23 protein-coding genes and 1 riboswitch are annotated in these 23,387 nt (G+C 41.9%); of the genes, 14 read left to right on the forward strand and 9 right to left on the reverse strand.

Going from position 1 to position 23,387, the window contains the following annotated elements; genetic code table 11:
* Positions 1–25: 25 nt before the first annotated feature.
* Entirely contained in the window at positions 26–889 is an 864-nt protein-coding gene (locus OC538_RS11935) for a D-alanyl-D-alanine carboxypeptidase family protein (RefSeq protein ID WP_262175652.1), read from the forward strand.
* A gap of 53 nt (positions 890–942) precedes the next feature.
* Complete coding sequence (locus OC538_RS11940; protein WP_262175656.1) at positions 943–2,265, forward strand: D-serine ammonia-lyase; 1,323 nt, start codon at positions 943–945, stop codon at positions 2,263–2,265.
* Between the two features lie 163 nt (positions 2,266–2,428).
* Here OC538_RS11940 and OC538_RS11945 read toward each other — a convergent pair whose 3' ends face one another.
* Positions 2,429–3,169, reverse strand: a complete 741-nt coding sequence (locus OC538_RS11945) for a YqcI/YcgG family protein (protein ID WP_262177782.1) — start codon at positions 3,167–3,169, stop codon at positions 2,429–2,431.
* Positions 3,170–3,296: 127 nt separating this feature from the next.
* Here OC538_RS11945 and OC538_RS11950 point away from each other — a divergent pair, with 127 nt between their 5' ends.
* Positions 3,297–4,148 carry a dimethylarginine dimethylaminohydrolase family protein gene (locus OC538_RS11950; protein ID WP_262177784.1) on the forward strand — a complete coding sequence of 284 codons (852 nt, stop codon included), beginning with the start codon at positions 3,297–3,299 and terminating at the stop codon, positions 4,146–4,148.
* Between the two features lie 197 nt (positions 4,149–4,345).
* Here OC538_RS11950 and OC538_RS11955 read toward each other — a convergent pair whose 3' ends face one another.
* Positions 4,346–5,536, reverse strand: a complete 1,191-nt coding sequence (locus tag OC538_RS11955; protein WP_262175660.1) for a M14 family metallopeptidase — start codon at positions 5,534–5,536, stop codon at positions 4,346–4,348.
* Between the two features lie 169 nt (positions 5,537–5,705).
* On the opposite strand from OC538_RS11955, the gene OC538_RS11960 reads away from it, so the two are divergent.
* Positions 5,706–6,104: a VOC family protein gene (locus tag OC538_RS11960; RefSeq protein ID WP_262175662.1), complete on the forward strand. Its 399-nt coding sequence runs from the start codon at positions 5,706–5,708 to the stop codon at positions 6,102–6,104.
* Between the two features lie 158 nt (positions 6,105–6,262).
* On the opposite strand, the gene OC538_RS11965 is transcribed toward OC538_RS11960, so the two are convergent.
* Positions 6,263–6,409 (reverse strand): hypothetical protein, encoded by a 147-nt coding sequence (locus OC538_RS11965; protein WP_251695594.1) that lies wholly within the window; start codon positions 6,407–6,409, stop codon positions 6,263–6,265.
* Between the two features lie 475 nt (positions 6,410–6,884).
* Here OC538_RS11965 and OC538_RS11970 point away from each other — a divergent pair, with 475 nt between their 5' ends.
* The 3 genes from OC538_RS11970 (at position 6,885) to OC538_RS11980 (ending at position 10,256) form a co-directional block, all read left to right on the forward strand.
* Entirely contained in the window at positions 6,885–7,964 is a 1,080-nt protein-coding gene (locus OC538_RS11970; RefSeq protein ID WP_262175666.1) for a DNA cytosine methyltransferase, read from the forward strand.
* Positions 7,961–9,169 carry a DNA cytosine methyltransferase gene (locus tag OC538_RS11975; protein WP_262175669.1) on the forward strand — a complete coding sequence of 403 codons (1,209 nt, stop codon included), beginning with the start codon at positions 7,961–7,963 and terminating at the stop codon, positions 9,167–9,169. Before OC538_RS11970 ends, OC538_RS11975 begins: the two co-directional genes overlap by 4 nt.
* 70 nt (positions 9,170–9,239) lie before the next feature.
* On the forward strand, positions 9,240–10,256 hold the full coding sequence (locus OC538_RS11980) for an HNH endonuclease (RefSeq protein WP_262175672.1): 1,017 nt from the start codon (positions 9,240–9,242) through the stop codon (positions 10,254–10,256).
* Between the two features lie 96 nt (positions 10,257–10,352).
* Here the strand turns inward: OC538_RS11980 and OC538_RS11985 are convergent, their stop codons facing one another.
* The gene (locus OC538_RS11985; protein WP_262175674.1) at positions 10,353–10,775 is read right to left on the reverse strand and encodes a very short patch repair endonuclease; all 423 of its coding nucleotides are present in this window, start codon (positions 10,773–10,775) and stop codon (positions 10,353–10,355) included.
* A gap of 397 nt (positions 10,776–11,172) precedes the next feature.
* Here OC538_RS11985 and OC538_RS11990 point away from each other — a divergent pair, with 397 nt between their 5' ends.
* The 4 genes from OC538_RS11990 (at position 11,173) to OC538_RS12005 (ending at position 16,575) form a co-directional block, all read left to right on the forward strand.
* Positions 11,173–12,606 (forward strand): AAA family ATPase, encoded by a 1,434-nt coding sequence (locus OC538_RS11990; protein WP_262175677.1) that lies wholly within the window; start codon positions 11,173–11,175, stop codon positions 12,604–12,606.
* Positions 12,578–15,010: a restriction endonuclease-like protein gene (locus tag OC538_RS11995; protein ID WP_262175680.1), complete on the forward strand. Its 2,433-nt coding sequence runs from the start codon at positions 12,578–12,580 to the stop codon at positions 15,008–15,010. The genes OC538_RS11990 and OC538_RS11995 overlap by 29 nt, the downstream gene beginning before the upstream one ends.
* A 28-nt stretch (positions 15,011–15,038) precedes the next feature.
* Positions 15,039–15,476, forward strand: coding sequence for an NUDIX hydrolase (locus OC538_RS12000; protein ID WP_262175682.1), 438 nt, complete (start codon positions 15,039–15,041; stop codon positions 15,474–15,476).
* A gap of 631 nt (positions 15,477–16,107) precedes the next feature.
* Positions 16,108–16,575, forward strand: coding sequence for a hypothetical protein (locus OC538_RS12005; RefSeq protein WP_262175685.1), 468 nt, complete (start codon positions 16,108–16,110; stop codon positions 16,573–16,575).
* Between the two features lie 87 nt (positions 16,576–16,662).
* On the opposite strand, the gene dapA is transcribed toward OC538_RS12005, so the two are convergent.
* Positions 16,663–17,556: a 4-hydroxy-tetrahydrodipicolinate synthase gene (dapA, locus tag OC538_RS12010; protein ID WP_262175688.1), complete on the reverse strand. Its 894-nt coding sequence runs from the start codon at positions 17,554–17,556 to the stop codon at positions 16,663–16,665.
* A 126-nt stretch (positions 17,557–17,682) separates the two neighbouring features.
* A riboswitch (Lysine riboswitch) is annotated at positions 17,683–17,861 on the reverse strand.
* Positions 17,862–18,091: 230 nt separating this feature from the next.
* On the opposite strand from dapA, the gene OC538_RS12015 reads away from it, so the two are divergent.
* Positions 18,092–18,586: an RDD family protein gene (locus OC538_RS12015; protein WP_262175691.1), complete on the forward strand. Its 495-nt coding sequence runs from the start codon at positions 18,092–18,094 to the stop codon at positions 18,584–18,586.
* Between the two features lie 162 nt (positions 18,587–18,748).
* Here OC538_RS12015 and OC538_RS12020 read toward each other — a convergent pair whose 3' ends face one another.
* On the reverse strand, positions 18,749–19,474 hold the full coding sequence (locus OC538_RS12020) for a toast rack family protein (RefSeq protein ID WP_262175694.1): 726 nt from the start codon (positions 19,472–19,474) through the stop codon (positions 18,749–18,751).
* 516 nt (positions 19,475–19,990) lie between these two features.
* On the opposite strand from OC538_RS12020, the gene OC538_RS12025 reads away from it, so the two are divergent.
* A complete protein-coding gene (locus OC538_RS12025; protein WP_262175696.1) occupies positions 19,991–20,182 on the forward strand; it encodes a hypothetical protein in 192 nt (63 codons plus the stop codon).
* A gap of 105 nt (positions 20,183–20,287) precedes the next feature.
* Here OC538_RS12025 and OC538_RS12030 read toward each other — a convergent pair whose 3' ends face one another.
* Entirely contained in the window at positions 20,288–20,527 is a 240-nt protein-coding gene (locus tag OC538_RS12030) for a YkuS family protein (protein WP_251695584.1), read from the reverse strand.
* 220 nt (positions 20,528–20,747) lie between these two features.
* Here OC538_RS12030 and OC538_RS12035 point away from each other — a divergent pair, with 220 nt between their 5' ends.
* On the forward strand, positions 20,748–22,208 hold the full coding sequence (locus tag OC538_RS12035; RefSeq protein WP_262177786.1) for a protein adenylyltransferase SelO: 1,461 nt from the start codon (positions 20,748–20,750) through the stop codon (positions 22,206–22,208).
* 258 nt (positions 22,209–22,466) lie between these two features.
* On the opposite strand, the gene OC538_RS12040 is transcribed toward OC538_RS12035, so the two are convergent.
* Both OC538_RS12040 and OC538_RS12045 read right to left on the reverse strand, forming a co-directional pair.
* The gene (locus OC538_RS12040) at positions 22,467–22,916 is read right to left on the reverse strand and encodes an ImmA/IrrE family metallo-endopeptidase (protein WP_262175699.1); all 450 of its coding nucleotides are present in this window, start codon (positions 22,914–22,916) and stop codon (positions 22,467–22,469) included.
* 9 nt (positions 22,917–22,925) lie between these two features.
* Positions 22,926–23,261 carry a helix-turn-helix domain-containing protein gene (locus tag OC538_RS12045; RefSeq protein ID WP_262175702.1) on the reverse strand — a complete coding sequence of 112 codons (336 nt, stop codon included), beginning with the start codon at positions 23,259–23,261 and terminating at the stop codon, positions 22,926–22,928.
* Positions 23,262–23,387 lie beyond the last annotated feature (126 nt).

Raw genomic sequence — 23,387 nt, forward strand, 5'->3', positions numbered from 1 at the left:
ACTACAGAAAGGTGTGGTCTTCCATATGAAAAAAATTCTCGCAATCCTATTCGTCGCCGCAATGGCATTTTTCTTCTTCATTAAGGATAAAGACGCTCGTAAAGAAGCGGACCCCATCTACAGCGAGGCAAAGGCTTCCATCGTCATGGAAGCTGATTCCGGAAAGATCCTTTATGAGCAAAACGCCAAGGAAGCATTGCCGATCGCAAGCATGTCAAAGCTGATGACCCAATACATCGTCCTCGAAGCGATTGCCGATGGTCGAATCACGTGGGATAGCCAATACAAGCCGTCCACAACGGCGTTGAACCAACCGAAATATGCGGTCATTTTAGGAATGGACAAGCATAAAACATACAATGTCCGCGAACTTTTCGCCGCCATGACCGTCACTTCCGCAAACGATGCGGCTGTCGCACTCGCCGAAATGGTGAGCGGCACGGAAGAGGAATTCGTGATACAGATGAACAAGAAAGCCAAATCATTCGGCTTGCGGAACACCAGCTTCATCAATGCAACGGGATTGGATGAAGACGAGACGAATCGCGCAACAGTCCGGGATGTCGCCGCCATCGCGAATGAACTTCTGATAAACTATCCGGAAGTACTGGAATTCACCCGCATGACGGATTTCACCACGAGCGAAGGAACGAAGCTATGGAACACAAACCTCATGCTCCCGGGAATGCCGCAAGCGATGACTGGCATGGAAGGGTTGAAAACGGGGTACACCGAAGAAGCCGGGCCATGTTTTGCAAGCACAGGCATCTATGAGGGGAAGCGGATCATCACGGTCGTCATCGGCGTCGAAGCGGAGGGAAGCGACACGTCCACTCCCCGTTTTGAACTGACCCGCGATTTAATCGACCGATATGTGTTGAATAAATAAGAGATTCCCGCATGCTATAATGAAGGAAATTCTCTAACTGGGGGCTGATAACCGTGGATAAAACTGAAAAAGCGAAGTGGGTCGAAGAATTCCCAATACTGAAACAAATCATTGAGAAGCAGGAAGTTCTATGGAAGAACCCATTGAATGGTGACAGTGCAACAGGCATTGCGCAATCCGGCATCACTGCAACAGACGTGAAGGACGCAAGCGAACGGTTAAAGCGTTTTGCCCCGTACATCGCAAAAGTATTTCCTGAAACTGCAAAGGAAAATGGCATTATCGAGTCACCAATCACCGCCATCCCGAAAATGAAAGAAGCACTTGCTCCCATATATGAAACTGTAATTCCCGGGAAATTGCTGTTGAAGCAAGACAACGCCCTCCCGATTTCGGGCTCCATCAAAGCGAGGGGCGGCATCTACGAAGTATTGAAGCATGCCGAAACGCTTGCCTTGGAGCATGGGCTCATTAAACAGGATGGGGACTACACAAAATTCGCGGAGCCGGAATTCCGTAATTTATTCGCGAAGCATAAAATCGCTGTCGGATCGACGGGAAATCTCGGATTGAGCATCGGCATCATGAGTGCGAAGCTCGGCTTCAATGTCACGGTCCATATGTCCGCGGATGCGAAGCAATGGAAGAAAGATCTTCTCCGTGAAAAAGGCGTAACAGTCGTCGAATATACGGACGATTACAGCAAAGCGGTCGAGGAAGGCAGACGACAGGCGGAAGCAGATCCGCTCTGCCACTTCGTTGATGATGAAAACTCGCTCGACCTCTTCCTCGGCTACGCCGTCGCAGGCGAACGGGTCGCTGCCCAATTAAAAGAGAGTGGTATCGAAGTCGATGGAAACAATCCTTTATTCGTCTATTTGCCATGTGGTGTAGGCGGGGGACCGGGGGGCGTCGCTTTCGGTTTGAAGCTTCAATTTGGCGACAATGTCCACTGCTTCTTCGCGGAACCGACGCATTCACCATGCATGACAATCGGCATGATGACGGGATTGCATGACAAAGTATCCGTCGCGGATTTCGGTTTGGACAATCAGACTGCCGCGGACGGACTTGCTGTTGGCACAGCATCTGCATTTGTCGGTAAGAAGATGGAACCGCTCCTTGAAGGCTGCTATACCATTGGCGATGACACGATGTTCGAGCTGCTGTCAATGATTGCAGATACTGAGGACATCCGACTCGAACCGTCAGCGCTCGCGGGAATGACAGGTCCAATCCAAGTCATTCGCAATGGAGTGCCACTAGCCGACGCTCCATCCGCAACCCATCTTGTCTGGGCGACGGGAGGCGGAATGGTGCCAGAAACCGAAATGGATATCTACTATGGAATCGGCAAGGGAATCGGCAGGAAATAAACGCTATTTCCCGGGAAATCGACACACTTCGGGAAATATTCCGTCAAAAAACGACGTGGAAATGTAGTGTCGACGGCATTCTTCAGTATGGGCAAAGCGGGAAATTAAACATGGGAAATAAGAAAAGAGGCCGAAATAATCCTTCGGCCCCTTTTTACATCATTCAATCACTTTTCATTTCTTTATGGGAAAACGGACATTTTCCGACAATCGGTTCAACATCGTCACCGATGAAGAATTGTTTCCATTCATTATGTGTCGGATCGCCGTAATGGCTAATATCCGGATGCTTCGGCAATTGATCCCACACTTCGACACGTTCACGGACCTTTTCGCGGGACATGATGCCACCTTTTTCGGTGCCCTTCAATCCTTCGAAAATACGTCTAGGTTGAAAGCCGAGCACCATTGATTGCCCTAAATCCCTCGTCTTCCGCTGCTTATAGGCAGGGGCATTTCCGAACACGAAAATCGGCTCTCCGCCAAAATGGAAATCCCATAAGTAATGCTCTGGATCCCGAGGGCTGTCGGCTGGCCATTCGACCTTATCTACGTCATGCAAGTATTGCAAAACGTCCCAGAACTGCTTGCGGTACGCCTCTAAATCACTTTCCGCTTCAAAAGGCTCCACGAAGACGAACAGACCATGCCGTTTATGCATCGGATCCTCGAATAACTTCAAAAATGCATAAAGTGCGGAAGGCAAATTCGACCAATCCTTCTGCGTCACATACGCATACCGCAGCTCACCTTTTATTTCGCCACCCATGCCAAAATAACACGGAAACGTCTTATCCGTTACAGTTTCCCGGAATGTCCGATAGCTCTCCAATAACCACTCCGGCAGATCAGACCGATTTGCAAAATCCTCTTTCGTCAATAATGTATTTGTAATTTCTTCAATCAAAATCTATTCCCCCCGACCTTAATTAGTTATCCATTCCCTCCTCAGGAGACCCTAAACTACTGGTTTAGTTTGAATGGAAGAGGGAATAGTTTTGAAGGATAATAAGAATGTGGAGGATGAAAGCATGAGTTCCCCAGTGGACGATAAATCAAAAACGAAGTGCAATACAGAATATGACCCATTGAAGCGAGTCATTCTATGTCAACCTAAATTTATGGCAATCGAAGATATTATCAACTACACACAAAAGGAATATGCAGACGAAAACATCGACGTGGAATTGGCGATGAAGCAGCACGAGGAGTTCGAAAAGCTACTCCTTGAACACGGCGTGGAAGTGATCAAACTGCCTTCATCCAAACGATTCCCCGAGCAAGTATTCACGCGAGACATCGGCTTCACAGTCGGAGAGGAAATATTCGTCGCCGAAATGGCGAGCGATATTAGAAAAGGCGAGGAAGAGGCACTCGAGGGTTTCCTGGAAGACGAAAACATCCCATACCAGACGACTACTGACCGGGTCGAAGGGGGAGATGTCATCGTCGATCGCGACAAAGTGTACGTCGGTATCAGCAGTCGAACATCCGAGGAGGCAGTCCGCAATTTACAACAAGATCTGCCGGAACACAACATCATCCGCGTGCCTTTTAATGAAAAATACTTACATCTGGATTGTGTATTCAACATACTGTCGCCTGAAATCGGACTCATCTTCCCGGAAGCACTTTCAGCAGACATGGTCGAAACACTATCGCAATCATATAAGCTGATCGAAGTGTCTCCTGAAGAACAATTTACGATGGGCACTAACGTCTTATCAATAGGAGGCAACAAAGTATTCAGCCTCCCGCAAAACAAACAAGTGAACGCCGCCATGCGCGCCCACGGATTCGAAGTCATCGAAGTCGACTTCTCCGAAATCATCAAATCCGGCGGCTCCTTCCGCTGCTGCTCCATGCCGCTCGAAAGGGACTAAACCTCACGTGAAGTGAGGTTTTTTGGTGGAATAGATCCTAACAACGCATAAATCCATTAATCTACGCATAACTCGCCAGAAACACGTATAAATCCCTTCAAAAGCTTATAAATCCAGGTAAAAACGCATATATTGTAATATCCACGCATAAACCGCTGGAAACACGCATAAACTCGCTGCAGCGCATACTAGTTACCCTACAAATACAATCCAGCTAGAAAAATGCCCAACGCTTCCTGATAAATCTCACCAAACTGTTCAATTGGCAATGGATTAACTCCAAATCCTAGCTCGACGGTGAATCCTGGTCTTCGCCAATCTTGAATAAACCAATCCTTATAGCCGGCATAGCTTTCAATTGTTTGGACAGGCTCATAGCCGCTTACCCGGCTAAATTCATTGACCATCGCTTCCGACTCAGACGGCTCAAGTCCCTGATACCCCCAATAGATGACCTCACCTTGCGTATGGAACGCGAGCACCCACGCGAAATCCCGTTCCCTCGTCAGGTCTGCCATCGCTATGGCTTCAGGTTCCGAAAGTGGTCGTTCTCCACCATAATCTCGAGGTCCCGGGGTTTTCGGATTACGTTCCCGTTCCAACTCCCAATTTGCCGGAAACTGATCGTTCAAATCGACACCACGTATATTCGCTTTCCATCCAGAGAAATCCGTGCTGCCGTTGTTCCATTCTACGACTCTCGTTCTCCATGGCTCCGTCTCCGGCGGCCCTTCCTGCACAAGTGTCACACCGTCAGGATTCACCATTGGGACAATGGACAAGGTGGATTGTTGGTACAGAGGAAAAGTGGACAGTCCGCGTATCGGAGTTTGATTTGTTAGTGAAAGCAAATAGTCATTGAGGAAAGTCATGACGACAGGTGTCGTGATCCATTCATTCGCATGGAAGGAAGCATTGTAATGAACCCGTTTCGGACCGGTGCCAAGTCGTATCTCAGGAATGTTCCTTCCGAGAACCGAATTCCCGATTGACGTGCTCAGGATGAAGGGATACACAGATTGAAGCCTTCTCAAGTCATTGATCATCATCGCATAGCTATACGTCTGCCCACCGTTGACGAGCCTCCACGTGATCCGCAAGGGAACCCGGATCGTCTGCCCGACTTGCAGGCGGTTTGGATTGAGTGTTGGATTCACAAGAAAAATCGCATCGAGAGGAATATTTCTTCGCTGCGCAATCAACCATAAGGAGTCACCCTGATTGATTTGCACTTCGAACGCCACATATCCCGGGATTCGGATACGTTGCCCGACCGAGAGAACCTCCAAATTTACATCACGATTCGAATCTATGATCAATTGAAGCGGAACTCTAAATAACTGGCTATAATACCACAGCGAATCTCCCCGTCGCACGGTAATATCCACGCCATTCCTCCTCTATAGGAAAGTACACAATCGATACCAGTATATGAGGAGTGAGTGGGGAAGTACTACTCACATAAAGACGGCTTGAGTAATTAACGTGTAGAATGGATACTTTTATAAGAAATGAATTATACTTTAGAGGATAGCGATGGAAAGGTGTAGATGTTTAATGAAGAAGATAGCATCATTCTTAATGTTTCAGGAAGATAATGCAGAAGAAGCGATGAATTATTACACATCCCTCATTGAGGATTCACAAATTACAAGCATTGTTCGATACGGACCTGGCGAATCAGGGAAAGAAGGAACTGTCATGCAGGCTACTTTTACGCTAAAAGGGCAAGAATTCATGTGTATTGACAGTAGCGTAAAGCATCAGTTTTCATTCACACCTTCATTCTCAATTTTTGTGACTTGTGATACTGAAGAGGAACTTGACAATCTTTATCATGAACTCATCGAGGGTGGATCAGCACTCATGCCTTTAGGTGATTATGGTTTCAGTAAAAAGTTCGGCTGGCTAAATGATCGCTTCGGAGTTTCATGGCAACTAAATCTTCCTAACTAATATGAAGAACCTTTGAAAAGCCTTAATCAAGGATTACTTGGTAATCTAAGATAGAGGCTTTCAATTTTTTTGTAATAAAATGCGTTCAAATGTAGTCAAACAGTGATGAATTTAGTAGTACATCAAAAAAAGGACTACCCAAAGATAGTCCTCCTCAATTATACATCCGACTCTACAATGTGGTGATCATCATGCATCGGACTTTCATACGCAACAAGCGTCACACCCAGCTCATCCTCCAAAGCACTCAATGCCTTCAACTGATCCTCATTCAACTCCGCAAAAAGTTCCCGTTCTGGCATCATCGGAATACACACCCTTTCAAATTTATGGTTAGGGTGTCCAAACAAAGGCGGAATATACAAATATCAACATGAGTCCCGAGAACCTATGTTTAACTCTCCGCATAAATGCGTTGAAAACCCAACACCGGAGGGATATTCAGAAATATTAATACATATTGAAACAAAGTGTTACATGATGTATTATGATAATTACAAATGTTATAATGAAAGAGGTGACAAATTGTGAGTAGATATACCACGGTTCGAATTGATACTGAAACTATGAGGAGACTTGAGAACATTGCGGAATCATTACAAGAGAATAATATAGGGAAAGTCTCCAAAGCCCAAGCCCTAAAATATATTGTTGATTGTGAGTTTAATCGCATGTTCATTAATGAAAAGCCTGAAGATTATAAGGTTCATAAGTGAATACGATAGAAGTTAGTTTAAACAATTTGACCATTATTGATCTAGTAATTGGAGATGAAGTGTATTGTGTAACAAGAAACCAACCGTCATTGATATGTTTTGTGGTTGCGGTGGTTTATCAAAAGGTTTTATTGATGCTGGATATAAGGTTCTCTTAGGAGTTGATAATAACATTCCAGCACTCGAGACTTTTAAAGAGAACCATGATGGTGCAATAGCAATGGATGGAGACCTATTCCAAGGTTCAACGATATTAGAGATGGCTAGTCTTACTAATAATAAAAGAATTGATTTGATAATTGGGGGGCCTCCTTGCCAAGGGTTTTCGCTCACTGGCTCACGAGATGAAAATGATGAACGCAATAAGTTGTTTAAAGCCATGGTTGAAGCAGTTAACTTTTTTCAACCTAAGGCATTTGTGTTAGAGAATGTACCTGGCTTAGCCACTTTATATAAAGGAAAAGCGAAAGAAGCCATTATTAAAGAATTTACTGATTTGGGCTACGAGATGAATACTGAAATTCTATACGCCCCAGATTATGGAATTCCCCAAATCAGGAAGCGTCTATTTATTGTTGGTTTAAAGAACGGCATGAAGTTTGAATTTCCGGAACCTGTCCGTAATCAGGATAACTATGTAACCTGTTCGGATGCCATAAGTGATTTGCATGATTTTGAGGATGATTTGGGTAGTGATGTAAGCGAGTATATAAATCCCCCGAAAACTGCTTATCAAAGAATGATGAGAAAGAAAGCAACTCATTTATATAACCATTTGGGTACAAAACATACACCAGAAGTTATTAACGTGATATCACAAGTGCCGGAAGGTGGAAACCATAAAGACTTACCACCAGGCGTAGGAGAAAGCCGTAAATTTAATGAAGCATGGACCCGCTATCACAGTCAGAAACCTTCTAAAACCATAGATACTGGGCACAGAAACCACTTTCATTACAAGTACAATCGAGTACCTACTGTTAGAGAAAATGCTCGTTTACAGTCTTTTCCTGATGACTTTGTTTTCTATGGAAATAAAACTGAGCAATATAAGCAAGTTGGTAACGCTGTGCCTCCTTTACTTGGCTATCATTTAGGTCTACAACTAAAAAAATACTTATTATCAGACGGGGAGGAGCAATGAAGCAATATAATTTTATCGATATCTTCGCAGGTTGCGGAGGACTCTCAGAAGGATTTAAAAAAAATAAACATTTTAATATGCTAGCTGCTGTCGAATGGGAAAAGCCTCAAGTAGAAAACTTAGTAAACCGGTTAGTTGAAAAATGGAATATGTCAGATGCAGAAACCCGCGTGTTACGGTTTGATATACAACGAACTGAAGAACTATTTGAAGGTTGGTCAGACGATGTTGAGTATGGTTCGCACGAAGGATTAGATTCCCTCCTAAATAATCAGTCTTTGGATCTGATTATTGGAGGTCCACCATGCCAAGCATATTCAATGGCAGGTAGAATAAGAGATGCAAATGGAATGCGGGATGACTACAGGAATTATTTATTTGAAAGTTATTTAAAAATTGTCAGAAGATATCGTCCAAAGCTATTTGTGTTTGAAAATGTTCCTGGAATGCTTAGCGCTAAGCCGGGGGGGATTCAAGTAACTGACCTAATAAAAAAACAAATTGAAGAGTGTGGATACGAAATAATAGAAGACTTAAAGCAATTTGCGCTACTAGACTTATCGGAATACGGTGTACCGCAAAAAAGAAAACGCGTTATAATTATTGGACTACGTAAAGATTCATATTCCGATATTCAGGGGCTGTTGAAGTCTTTCTATATGGAGCAACTGCCGAAGTATAAAGAAAAACCAAAAAATGTTTACGATGCGATTGCTGATCTTCCCAAACTCCTTCCTTTAGATAAAGAAGTAAGGGTTGGAGGAAGAAATTATTCTCATGATCTTACTGCAAAGGTTGAAAACCATCTTCCGCGTTATCACAATTCACGGGACATAAATGTTTTCAAGTTGCTTTGTGAAGATATCGAAAGTGGCCGTTGCGAATATGTTTCAAGCGAATCACTAAAACAGCTCTATACAGAGATAACAGGAAAGACCTCAAATGTGCATAAATATTTTGTGTTACGGTGGGACAAACCAAGCAATACTATTCCCGCTCATTTATATAAAGATGGGTTAAGGCATATACATCCCGATTCTATACAATCCCGGTCAATAACTGTGAGAGAAGCTGCTCGACTGCAAACATTTGATGATGATTATATATTCATTTCTAGTACTGGTGACAATTATAAAATGATTGGTAATGCTGTTCCTCCTAGGTTTTCAGAAAAGTTGGCATTGGCATTAGAGTCGTTGTTATAAAATTCGGAGAAGCTTCAATAGCTTCTCTTTTTTATGTTATAATTGCCGATATAGAATGGGAGGAAATGTAATGACGTATTATCTAAAAAAATTAGGGCATCAGGAATTAGGTAGCATTGCACATCCTGGGGATAGAGCAACGCGAGGAAGATATATTTATATATCAAAAGATTCTAGAGTACTCTCTTTTTTTCCTCCACTATCAGAGGCAGTTAAAAATGATTCATCATTACTACCAATCATTCCTGTATATGCAAGTAATCTTGAAAAGATTTACTGTAATTATATTTATCATAACGACAAATATCATGGCAGCACATCAGCAAGACCGAGGAACGAATACAGGATTTACTTAAACAATGCACTGGAAATGAACCAGTATTTATTCGAAACTAATGACATAATCATATTTAAAAAAGCTATTATCACAGTTGAAAATACGGGTGTTACGGGTGAAGTAGAAAGGCAAGTTGTCTATTACGCTGATAGAATTACACCTGCGAACACAGAGTTATATGTAACTTGTAGGGATATTATTGAATCATCTTCTATTCTTGGAGGGCATGCTATTTATGAGGAACCTCTGGAGGAAATTGAAGCTAGAATTAGTAGGATTTATCAAACTGATGCCCCAATACGAACAGTAGTGGACACGAGTGTTACTAAGAAAATCTATACTTCAGATACTCAACTTTCAGATCTATTTACATCTATCAGCTTTAGAGATTTTACTATGGTAGCTTATGAAAACAGATGCGCTGTGACTAGAAATGTTATTCAGTATGGTAGATTCCTGAATTTGGAGGCTGCACATATTTGGCCGAAAAGTCATGGAGGACTCTTCATGCCTAACAATGGCTTAGCGTTAAGTCGTGACATTCATTGGTCATTTGATAAAGGGTTCTTTACTTTAAATGATGACTATACAATATCCGTACACCCCGAAGTTGAGAGCGATTTTCTAAAAAGTCTTGATGGAGAACCAATCTTTCTTCCAACAACTGATTTCTTGAAGCCCTCCATTGAGAGCATTCAATATCATCGTAAAAATGTTTATGGCTTGTTTTTAACGTCGGGAAGATTGTAAATTATAAAATCGAACTTATTGATGTCTATATGTACAGAACCGCTTGCTAGAAAAATAAGCGAGCGGTATTTGTGATGAGTTATTGTATGAACACATTCATGTTTTATTATCTTTAGCTGCTTTAATAAATTTCAATGTATCATCAACGGCTTTGCTAATATCACTTCTTATTTCATGTTCCCATATCCTTTTAATGTTCCAATTCTTTTCTATGTAATAAGCATTAATCTCCGCATCCCTCTCAACATTCCGTTTTAATTTTTTGTTCCAATACTCCTCGTTGCTTTTGGGTTGATTAAAATGTTCTGGACAAACATGCCAAAAACAAGAATCTACGAAAATGACGATACGGTACTTGACAATTGCTATGTCCGGGGTGCCTTTTAATGATTTAACATTGCGGCGGAACCGCAGACCTTTTCTCCAAAGGGCACTGGCAAACATATTCTCAAGCTTAGATTTTGATTTTATTTTGCTCATTGTTTTGCTGCGTTGTTCTTTAGACATATTGTCAGCCATTAATTTTCACCTTTTTATTTTTGATATTCCCTCATTAGATTGAGTCAAACGTAAAACTTATAGTAACTTGGTATTACAAAGAATTGTCAAAGTGTAATTTAGTTAAAATCGGAAAAAGTATCTAGCTAATATTTACAGTTGCTCCTATATACATTAATTTGATATTTCTTAGCTACATCTTAATGTGCTATCCTTTAAATAGTCCAAATATTTAGGGGGAATAGGTATACGAGGTCTAATATGGCTCAGTACCGATTAGAGTCTGGGTAAGAAACATCTCCAACCCTAAGACATAATAATTATATATATAAAGGAGGAGAACCTAATTAATAATTCAACTAAGAAGAATGTAAAAGACGTAGTCTTAATAAAAATCAATAGATCTTACAAAGACGAAATGACACCTGAAGAACTTTATAATGCAACAAGTTACAGTTGGGTGGCTAGCTTCGGTAGAACCGAAAGTAGAGATCTAAAGTATTATTGTGCGGTTTATCAAAATAGAATAATTGAAGTATATGATTTTGAAGGCTATGAAGAAGAAATACCAAAACGAAAGCCAACAAGATATTTCCTCAAGGGACATGTTAGCCGCGAGGAAATGAGGAATGACCTTATTGGAAAAGATGTGAGCAGTATACATAAGGGAAAAGGTAATCCAATCAAATATACAAGGCTAAGTACACTGTTATCATTGGAGAGTGATGGCGTTCCTTCTGGGTTAGATGAAACAGTCGAAGAAATGTTGGAAAGCGTAGATTTTGTAAATCATGTATATTCGTATATTACTTCCGGGGGATTTTGTTATTCTTTGTCTAATATAATGAACCTTTATCTCTCGCTACGCAGCAAACCCTTCGTCATCATCTCGGGAATTTCCGGCACCGGAAAGACTAAGATTGTCCAGCTATTTGCAGAGAGTATAGGTGCAACAGAAGACAGCGGCCAGTTCAAATTAATTCCTGTAAGACCTGACTGGAGCGACAGTTCGGAGTTATTGGGCTATGTAGATTTAAAGGGTGATTTTAAAAAAGGGCCTCTTACCGAAATGATTGAGCATGCATTAGATCACCCTAATCTGCCTCATTTCGTTCTATTAGATGAAATGAATTTGGCCAGGGTTGAGTATTACTTTAGCGATTTGCTTAGTGTAATGGAGAGCCGTAGACGAGATGGAGATGAAATTATATCATCTACCTTATTGGATGAAAAATACATGGGGCGATCAATTGGATTACCCGAAAATCTTTACGTTATCGGTACTGTCAATATGGATGAAACTACTCACCCATTCAGTAAAAAGGTGCTTGATCGAGCAAATACAATTGAATTCAATGAAGTTGATCTTAATAACTTTGATTTTCTAGAAGGCAGCGATGAAACGGTGGATCCAATACATGTTACAAATGATCAACTTAAGCCCACCTTTATTACCTTGAAGGATATTTATTCTACTCACATGTATTTGATACAGAAGGTTTCTCAAAAACTAGATGACATAAATCGTAAACTAGAATTGATAAATGCCCAGGTAGGATATCGGGTGCGGGATGAGATTTGTTTTTACATGGTACACAGTCAAGACGGAGGATTATTGGACGAAGAGGAAGCATTTGATTTGTGTATTATGCAAAAGGTATTGCCTCGAATTACAGGCGGAGATAGCCGGATTGAGTTAGTTTTACAACAATTATATGAGCAATTTACTGGTATTTCTTTCGATGCTACAAATGTACAAGCTTCGGTTGATTATCCACGTAGCACCAAAAAGATAGTGGAAATGTTAAGGAGGTACCAAACGGATGGCTTTACCTCTTTCTGGATCTCCTAAAGACAAAGAGTTGGTAATCATTGAAACCTCGGATCTTACATGTGTAATTAAAGGACCTGCAGAGCATCCGCAATATAGAAAACTTCGAGGGTATAGTTCTTTTAAGGTAGAGGATTATATGAAGTTTCAGTGCCGTGCGGAGAATTTGGTGTCCATACAAATATATGATGTATTAAGCGAAGAGCTAAAAACCTATTCAGGGCAGGAATTTATTCCTGTCTTTTTTGAAAATGGACAGTACGAGCTAATTATTATTCCTAAGACAGAAGAAGAATTGAGGTTTTATCATGAGTATCCTCAATTCCGTGATGCAATTTCCAAGGTATCTAGGGTCAATTTACTAACAGGTATCCTTCATTTTAGAAACGAAGTTGGCCTTACATCTTTTGAAATCCGGGATTCCAGTGATCGTCGTCTAGTGGATATTATGCTAGAAGTCTATCCAACCAAGCTGGATTATAAGAAAGACTACAAAGCGCTGTTGAATGAAGTGAGTGAGGAAATCTATAATTTGGCCTATCACTTTATTAAACGAACCTATCTGCAAGGAAGCGCGATGATCTATAAGGATCCTTCACTTTCTGAGTTTTATCGATTAATGCAACTCCATTTCGAACAATATATTCAAGCAATTGATCGTATTGAAAGAGCATCCCATCATCAACTCAAGAAGAATTATGTTGAAGTTCGTGGCAGCAAATTAAGAAAGCCGGATCAGAGAGCATTAGCTTATTTACGTCGAAATGCCAGTCGATTTGAAGACGTACCGAATGGAATACAAATCGGTGATAGGACAGTTATGCCTTCAAAAGGTGTTCTAATGAAAAAGCAGCATACTGCTGACACTCATGAAAATCGATATGTGAAATGGACAATGGCAAGAATCATTATTCGTCTGAAAGAATTGAAAAGGGTAATTGAGGCTGCTACTCCATGGGGATACAGTAAATTAGACAATGAATTGATTGGCAAATTGGATCAAATGATATCTGACATTGAAAAGCGGCAAAAGAATACGTTTTGGCGGACCATTGGAAAACTTGACCGATCAATCGTTAGTTTGGTTTTGCAAATGGCGCCTGGATACCGTGAAGTATTAGTTGTATATACAACGATTAGCAAAAGCATCATTCTGCAAGGTGAGATCTATAAAATGTCTGTTAAAGACATAGCAACATTGTATGAGTATTGGACGTTTTTAAAGCTAGGGCAGATTTTGGCTGAAAAATGTGAGCAAAAAAGCCAAGATGTTGTAAAAGTTAATACAGATGGCCTTTTTGTGAATTTGGACAAGTCTAAAACGGCGGAAAGAAAGTATGTCCATCCTGTAACAGGAGAAGAAATTACACTTAAATACCAGTATGATACTTCAAGCAATAAAGTGCCTACCGTTCAGCAGAAGCCAGATTCAATGTTGAGTATAGGCAAGAAAGGGAAGGACTATCAATACCAGTATGTCTTTGATGCAAAATATCGAATTGACTTTGAAACGAGCAGCATGCCAGGACCAATGCAAGACGATATAAATACGATGCATCGATATCGGGATTCTTTAGTGATTAACACTTCCGGCAGCTATGAGCGTACTGCTTTTGGCGCTTACGTTTTGTTTCCTTGGCATGATGAAAAGGCTTATGAGAACCATCAGCTCTATCGTAGTATTAATAGCGTTAATATAGGCGGACTTCCTTTTTTGCCAAACCATACGACGTTGGTGAACCGATTCATAGATAGTTTATTGAATAAAAGTCCAGAAGAACTTCAGCGAGAAGGCATATTGCCAAAGGGATCACTGGAATCAGTTGATATGTACTCAACAGATTATGTGCTAATTTGTACTTTCATTAATAATGAAGATATTCAAAGGCTTTTATCCGCGAAGGTGTACAAGTTAAAAATTGCTGACTTAAAAGAGGGTTGGCATCACATTCAATTTATTGCTTGCTACGAAGAGTCTATAAACGAGATTAACTATTTTGGTTCGATTAAAAAAGTTGAGGTCGAAGGCGAGTATATAAATTTTGCGATTGAAAATTGGACATTAAAGAAAATTACTGGGAAGGGCTATACAGTTAATAACTATACAATGGTTCCTTCTAGTTCTTTTCTGCAGGCCAACTCACTCGCAGAATTACACACGAAATCAGAGGAAGAATATATTTTGTGGAAATTAGTTAATCGTCTATCGGACAACGCGTTAGTAAATCTAGATAATCGCTTTATCGACATGGCGGATAAGGTAAGTTCTTTTGAATTTGATGCCTATAGATTGGAAATGCATCATGGAACAAGAGAATTGTTGTTTATTGGCGATAGCTTTGAAGAAAAGATTAGCATGGACTTAATTCTGGATAATGAATCATATATATTTCAGAGAATGGTTGAGTTAATATACCCGAAATAACAATGAAGTGGGATTGGAGCGATCAAACATGTTCATCGTCAACACAGAAGCAGCCATATACAAGGATGGCCGTTATTTACTATGCAAGCGAAGCGAGGAGGAAGAACACGAGCCTGGCGGAATAGGATTGGTTGGCGGGAAAGTTGAGCTCGAAGGTGCTTCATCGGACATATTAGAGCGTACCATTGCGCGGGAAGTGAAGGAGGAAGTTGGGCTTGTTATTGAAGGGCGTCCACAATATGTGCATAGTACAAGCTTTGTGACGGATCAAGAGGAGCCCGTTGTAAATGTAATCTTTTTGTGTGAGGAATTTAGCGGTGAACCGTATGCGGCCAGTGCTGATGAGGTGGCGGCTGTGTATTGGATGACGCCTGAAGAGGTGTACGGGAATCCTGAGACTATGGATTATTTGAAGGATTATATTCGGAAAGTGGAAGATTTGAGGACGAAGGGGACTTCGGTTTAATATTACGGTTTCGGCCATTTTCCTGTGAAGTGCAGTCTAAGTTCGCGACGTCCCGAATAAAGTGCTAATGCCTTAATTTCTGCAAAGGACGCAGAAATACGGCAAATCGAACCCTTCGCAGTTCGATTTGCTCGTATTTACTTTCGCAGCATTAATCGTAGCCGTATTGTCATTTCACCATAAAAAATAATCCATCCTTGAGTTGATCGCTCGTGTAGGATGGATTATTTCATCTCTGTGCCGATCCCCTTAGGGAACCTACGCTATTATATTGACCGTTCAATGTGCAACCATTGGGCGGTCCTTTTTACTATATACATTCTATACCCCTATTATACGTAGTTTATTCGAGTTGTTCCAGTCGTTCGAATGTAACGGAGACTGGCGGCTCGTATTTTATTGAAAGGAACGGAAAGCCATTCGTAGTCTGCCTAGGTATTTCAAAGGTGTGTTGGACAAATTGGTGGATGAAACGTATTTCAAGGATATGTTTATGCTATTTGATGTACCGGTGGAGGGGTTTTATTGGCCGGAGTAAAGGCGATATGATTTAACGAACAAAGTTAAATAAAGGACTTTCAGGATAGTTGTAGAATGACTACTTTAGACGAGGCGTTTGGGGGAGATTGGGATGAAGAGTTTAAGGAGTTATATGTTGCACTTCGTATTGCTATTGGTGCCGTTCGTTTATGGGTTTTTGGTAAATGTAATGGTGATTCCTTTGTTTCCTTTTATAATGCAATTTGTGCTTTTAGTATTTTGGTTCTATGTAGGTGCTCAATATTCTAAATTGGATATGCCTGTTTGGAAAAGTTTTATAATAGGAAATTCCGTTTGGTTGATCTCGTTCATCTTGTTTGTTTGGCAGTTTGTCGTGCTGGATGGAACTTCAAGAAGTATGGAGTTGGCATTGTTATCGCAGCACTATATGCTGGCATTTGTTTATGGGGCAGTGAGAGTGTTGCCATTCGTCGGTAACGGGACGACGATAATGTTTTGTGCATATATGTTGATGTTACTCACATTCACATTTGGATTTTTGGTAATGAAAAGAAGAAGTTACGGGGTAACAGTGGTTGCTGAACAATCTATAGAATGAAATTCCTCGTATTGTCATTTCAACATAAAAAATAACCCATCCTTGAGGTAGCCTCGCCGATGGGTTATTCATATATGTGCCGATCCCTTACGCTGTTATATTAACCTTTTCTTCATGCATAGATAGCGCCTGTTGCAATGAAAACTGTTGCTCTTCATTCAACGGAATCATAGGCAAACGGACTCCGCCGACTGGGATTCCTTTCAGATTCAAAGCCGCTTTGACTGGAGATGGGTTTGGTGCTGCAAAGAGTGCTTTCATCATTGGCACCAGTCTGCGATGATTGCTTGCCGCTTCTACAGTATTGCCGATTTTGAAGTTTCGGATCATCGTTTGCATTTCATTCCCCAACACATGGGAGGATACAGAAACGACCCCTGTGCCGCCAATTGATAAGACTGGAAGTGTCAATGCATCGTCGCCGCTATATAAAGAAAAACTTGGCGGTGTCTGCTCGATAATTTTGGCCATTGCCTCTAAATTGCCGCTCGCCTCTTTGATGGAAACAATATTCGGTATTGTGGAAAGGCGTACGACTGTATCGACATCGATATTCACAACAGTGCGTCCTGGGACATTGTACAGCATGATTGGTAAAGAGGTTGCCGCCGCAATTGTCGTGAAGTGTTGATAGATTCCTTCTTGGCAAGGATTGTTATAGTAAGGAGCGACGAGCATGATTGCGTCCACGCCTACATCCTCTGCCTGCATTGTCAGTTCGATCGATTCTCTCGTGTTGTTCGAGCCTGTACCGGCAATGACCGGGACTCTTCCGTTTACAACATCAACTGTAAACTTGAATAATTTGACCTTTTCTTCACTTGTTAATGTCGGTGATTCTCCGGTCGTTCCTGATACGACCAAGCTATCCGATCCATTGGTGATTAAATGATTGATCAAGTTCCGTGTCGCTTCAAAATCAATTTCACCGTTTGTGTCAAAAGGTGTTACCATTGCTGTTACGATTTGTCCGAAGTTCATTAGTTCTCCACTCCTATAATTAATTTTTTTGAAAAAAATTAGAGGGGAGAGGGCAGTTGAAAATGAACGCAAAAAGCAACAACGAGGGCTCGTTGTTGCTTGAAATAATAACTACATTATTTCATTGCATAAGATAGCCCTCCATATAGTTTCCTATATGACAATTCTGGACTTGTTCAACCCAGAACCAGCTTCGAGATAAATGAGCCTCTCTCCACTTCGGCAAATTCCCCTTTCCACAACCTTCATAGGATCTCATTATCCTCAGATTGTATACTGATGGTCTTTGCGCCTCTATCCTTACTTCAAAACTTGCGAAATAAGATTTTGTTAAATTAACTATCAGTTTACATGCAATTCGATTTAATTGCAAGTGAAAAATGAAAATAAAGTGAATTCGAATATTACTTTAGACGTTTACTCGAGTTTTAGGCCACGCCCATTTGTAAGAGGAGATTCTATAGTCAGCAGAGAAGAATATAATAACATGCAGCAAAAAAGGAGCGAGCAGATAGTCGAAGGATTGAGGTGTTTCATGAATAACATTCAAATTAAACAGAGGCTAAAAGAATTGCTTGTTGATTATGCAGTAATTCTTACTTACTTGGTTCTTTTGTTGATTGTCAACTTGGTGATCATGTTTTTAATTCTAAAGGAAATTCCACAGTATACAGAGACACAATCTCAACTTGTCGCGACATTTACTTCGGTGATACCGATTATTCTATTGTTTTCGTATTTGGATTACAAAGGTGGATCAATTGGAAAAAGAGCCGCTGGATTGAAACTGATGTACAACCAGCATAAATTCAGCTCAGCTATACTAAGAAATATTATCAAGTTTTTACCTTGGCAATTAGGGCATATAGGTGTGATCCATGGTATGTATAGCGGTTTTGATATGACCGCAATTATTGTCGCAAACGGTGGATCGTTGCTTGGACTCGTATTGTTGTGCATGGGTCTATTTCGTAAAGACAAACGTCATCTAGGTGATTTATTAGCCGGTACAAAAATCGAGGTGCAATAATTTTTATGGTGCCTGTGCACGAAGCAATTCAGACTATACACTACAATTGTATATAATAGAAAAGGGAAGCCGTTGAATTCAACAATTCAATGGCTTCCGCATGTATTTCTATTCATTTCAATGAATTGTCATAAATGCACCACGCACAGGCACCGACACAATTCATTCGGAAAACTTGAATTTGACATCGCCGACTCCGATGTCGAGAGAAATGTCGATAATTACGTCTGCCCCTGAAAATGCATCGTTGACATAAACACCATCGTTTTGCATGGTGAAGTCTTTCAAGTCAACGCGACCGATCCCTTTCGAAACGTTAACTCTGACGCCAGTCTGTTTTGGCAGGATGATGGTTACATCTCCAACACCTAAGTCCATATCCGCACGGAAACCTTTTTTCCAATCGCCGCTCATGTCGATAACGGATTCACCGACGCCACTATCGACTGATAGGCTGTTTAATTGAAGGCCTTTCAGATTTAGTGTCGAAGTTGAAACGCCCATGTCAACGTCCAAGTCGATAGGAATCTCATTTGTCAGATGGAGGTCCCACTCGTTTTTCAGTTTGCGTTTATTGAAACCGAATGTTGGCTTCGAGCCTTGCTTGATTTTGACGGAGCCGATATCCTTCTTTTTCTTATACGTCACTTTTGGTTCAAGTTTTTTGTGATTGTAGGTGAATTCCCCACTGACCCATTCCGGGGAACCGCCTTGGATGAATAGGGTGCCAACCCCGAAGTCGATGTCCACATCCAGAGCTTCTGCCTTGTCTTTAGCAATTGAAATTTCGTCATTCCCACTTGCCTTCGCAAACCATTTGTTATACCCGTAGATGCCGAAAACGACTAGAAAACCCGTCAGCAGTGCAATCCCTAATATTTTATTCATTCTCATTCTCCTTCTACCCCATTTTATTCTATTCTACCTTATTCAATTGAAAAACTTACCAGTCGTATGATTGATTTTCACATACGTCTTAAGACTGAGGTAGATGCATCTTTCGTACAAGGCTACATGTTTTGTCCCGTACATTAATATATTGGTTAAAAGAGTGACGGAAGGATGGGTAAATGAAGCGGGTTCTTCTATATTCAGCAACGGTCTTCCTAGGGATTTTGCTTGGCATCATCATCACGATCTTAATGGAATCCTAGTAATTCTTAATGAAAAAACAGAACCTGCGGCCGCCGTAGGTTCTGTTATCTTAAGAAGTGGTGACATATCGTTTACTATTCTTGTTTCGTATTGTTCTATAACTATAGTTCATTGAAAATAATAAAAACTGTACACTTACCTCTTGTCCTGTCGTTAAATCGACGTACTATACGGTAACGGGGGAATGGCGATTAATGAGCATAGCCTAATCCGTCATCCCTTGCCAAGCAAAAGGGAGGAGGTATGGACATGTCATTATTTTTTGAGGATGAAATTGAAAAGGTGAAGAGGAAAATTGGTCCTTCCGAATTAAAGGAAATGATGTCGCAGGATCCCCGTATGAATGGACAATTGGATGAACTTCGTGCATTTCAGCGTAGGTATAGGGCGGAACAGCGGGAGGCATCTCGCAGACGTCAGACGTATTATTACCATGCATGAAATCAATACAGCCCGCCAATCGGTAGTCGATTGGCAGGCTGTCCTGTAGATGCGGGAACATAAGACCTAAGGCAGCTGCCATAGATTCTGTTTTTTCGGGGATGCTTATTGGAGGAGGTTTGCTTTCTGCTCAACTGCGTGGACAACGTCGTCAATCGACATGCCCTTCATCGTGATGACTGGAAAGTTGAATTCATGCGTGTTCCCTTCATTAATGGCACGGACGACGCCGATATCATAGCCGGTGACATCTTCATCGGTGGTAAACATTTTCGCTTCATAACCTTTCGCCACAAGTGCATTCATGACATCTTCATACGGTTGTTCTACGGCAATCCTTGGCATTGGTTTTCCTCCTTTCATTTTTTTGTTCAGCCTCCCCCATACAGTTCCCTGTATTTTTGAATTTATGAACGAGTCGCTTACGTGAATCGATTCGAATTGGGTATACCAAGGTTGAAGCGTCTTTTATTCATAATGGAGAAGCGGATCCCTTTGTTGTAAGATTGGGATTAGAAATAACGCGAGGTAAAACATGGAATTTCAAAAATGGGAGCTGAAGACGATGACAGAGAGAAAAGGATTCGGATGGCGTTTCGATAACAGCTACACGCGTCTACCGGAGCCGTTCTACGCGGAAACTAATCCGGAAGAAGCGCCTTCACCGGAATTGGTTGTATTCAATCAGCCATTGGCGGAATCTCTCGGACTGGATGCCGAGTTATTGGAAAGCGAAGAAGGAGCAGAGATTTTTGCAGGAAATATGATACCTGAAGGCGCAGAACCGATTGCACAAGCATACGCCGGACACCAATTCGGCCATTTTACGATGCTCGGGGATGGACGGGCCGTGCTGCTTGGCGAACAGATGACACCTGAAGGAAAGCGGTTCGATATACAGCTGAAAGGTTCAGGCAAGACGCCGTTTTCCCGTGGAGGCGATGGCCGTGCGGGGATTGGACCGATGCTGCGTGAATTCATCATTAGTGAGGCAATGCATGCGCTCGGCATCCCGACGACGCGGAGTCTAGCGGTAGCTGTGACGGGAGCACCCGTCTATCGTGAGGAGACGCTTGAAGGAGCTGTTTTGACGCGTGTTGCGGCAAGCCACATCCGTGTCGGCACGTTCCAGTACGCGGCGGCGCGTGAGGTTGTTGAGGATTTACGTACGTTAGCGGACTACACGATTGAAAGACATTATCCGGAAGTGGCCAATGACCCGAATCCTCACGTGTCATTGCTGCAAAAAGTGATGGAAAGGCAAGCGTCGTTAATTGCCAAATGGCAACTGGTCGGTTTCATTCACGGCGTCATGAATACGGACAATATGACAATCAGCGGCGAAACGATCGACTATGGACCTTGTGCCTTCATGGACACGTATGATCCGGCGACCGTCTTCAGCTCCATCGATCGGCAAGGCCGTTATGCGTACGGCAATCAACCCGGAATTGCAGAATGGAATCTCTCACGATTTGCCGAAACGCTTTTGCCGCTCTTCGATGAAGATCAGGAAAAAGCTGTCCACATTGCGCAACAAACACTTTCGGGGTATGCGGGGAAGTATTATGGGCATTGGCTCAAAGGCATGAGAAGCAAGCTCGGTTTGTTCAATGAAGAAGAGGATGACGAAAAGCTCGTGAAGGATCTGTTACGGATTATGAAAGACAATCAGGCGGATTACACGAATACGTTCCGTGCACTGACAATGGGTGATCTGAACGCGTTGCCGATGTGCAAGACGCCTGAGTTTAACGACTGGCATGATAGATGGAAGGCAAGGTTGGAAAGTCAACCGGAGTCGGAAGCTGCCGTCAAGCAGCTGATGCAAGAGAATAATCCATCCATTATCCCGCGTAACCACCGCGTGGAAGAAGCATTGGATGCGGCAATCGAAGGGGACTTCGGCGTAATGGCAGAATTGCTTAACGCGCTTGAAAACCCATACGCTTACTCGGCTGATCAAGAAAAATACGTCGTGCCGTCTGCGGCGACAACCCCATACAGGACATTCTGCGGAACATAATGTCGGCAAACGCTCATAAATTCGAACAAGTGATCATAAATCATGACATGCGCTCATAAACTCGTTTAAGTGATCATAAATCTTGGCAAGCGCTCATAAATCTGTATAAGTGATCATAAATCGCTGCATTCGCTCATAAATCCAAATCCACAATCATGCCTAAGCGCTATGACCTTCGGGAAAAGACCAAACCTCAAATGGATTTGGTCTTTTTCAGCTTCTAAAGGAAACGTATGTTCGTTTCGAATCTAAAAAAAATTACAGCTTTCGTAAATAAAGTGGATCAAAGAAAATCTCATATCCATCATGAATTGTCGAAACGCCGAAACGGGAATGGTAATGGGCAATGGACGTACTCAAATAATCCTCCGTCACTTCAAGATGCGTGCACACTTCCTCAACCGTCTTAAAACCCGATTCATAGCATTCGATCAATTTATCCAACGATACGATTTTTTCATATCCCCATCTCCTCGCTGCGAGCTCCAACTTCAAATTCGTCAACTTCTGAAGATCCGTAATATCGCCGTAGGTCGTTTCATAATGGCCGATTTCCTCCGCCAAAATGCAGTGCTTTTCATAATGGCTCCGATTTTTATCAATGAGTACGACTTCGTCCATATAGAGGCCCGCGAGCCCGGATGGGAGTGTTTTGACTTCCTTGATGACCAAATGGGGGTATTGGGCAATCAGGGATTCATAGGTCATGGAACCACCTCACTTTCGTTGAGACTTGATGAATTGAATATATCTGTTAATGTCCGCCAGCTCTTCCTCTGTCAGATCATCATCGATATGGGCAGCAATCGTTTCAACCGTCGATGGCGTTTCCGGCACTTTCAATCCAAGCATCTGATCTAATGAAACATGGAATGTCTCCGCAATCGCCTTTATCATCCTCGTTTTCGGTTCGATTGAATCGGACTCCCACTTCGATACCATCCCTTTTGTAATCGAGAGACCTAGCTTTTGATTGATCCGATCGGCAAACTCCTCCTGGGACAATTTATGTTCGCTCCGAATCTTCTTAATTTCGCGGCCTATAGAATACATCATGAAACCCCCTGTTCGTTATGGTTATTATATACCAAAGTTTCTCTTGTGACAACTATGTAGTTGTAAATGAAACGTTGGCATGGTAAAGTGTGGCTACAAGGTTTCATTTGTGAAACCAAAACA

The organism is Saccharococcus sp. Marseille-Q5394, from assembly GCF_946901335.1.
Classification (GTDB): domain Bacteria; phylum Bacillota; class Bacilli; order Bacillales_A; family Planococcaceae; genus Sporosarcina; species Sporosarcina luteola_C.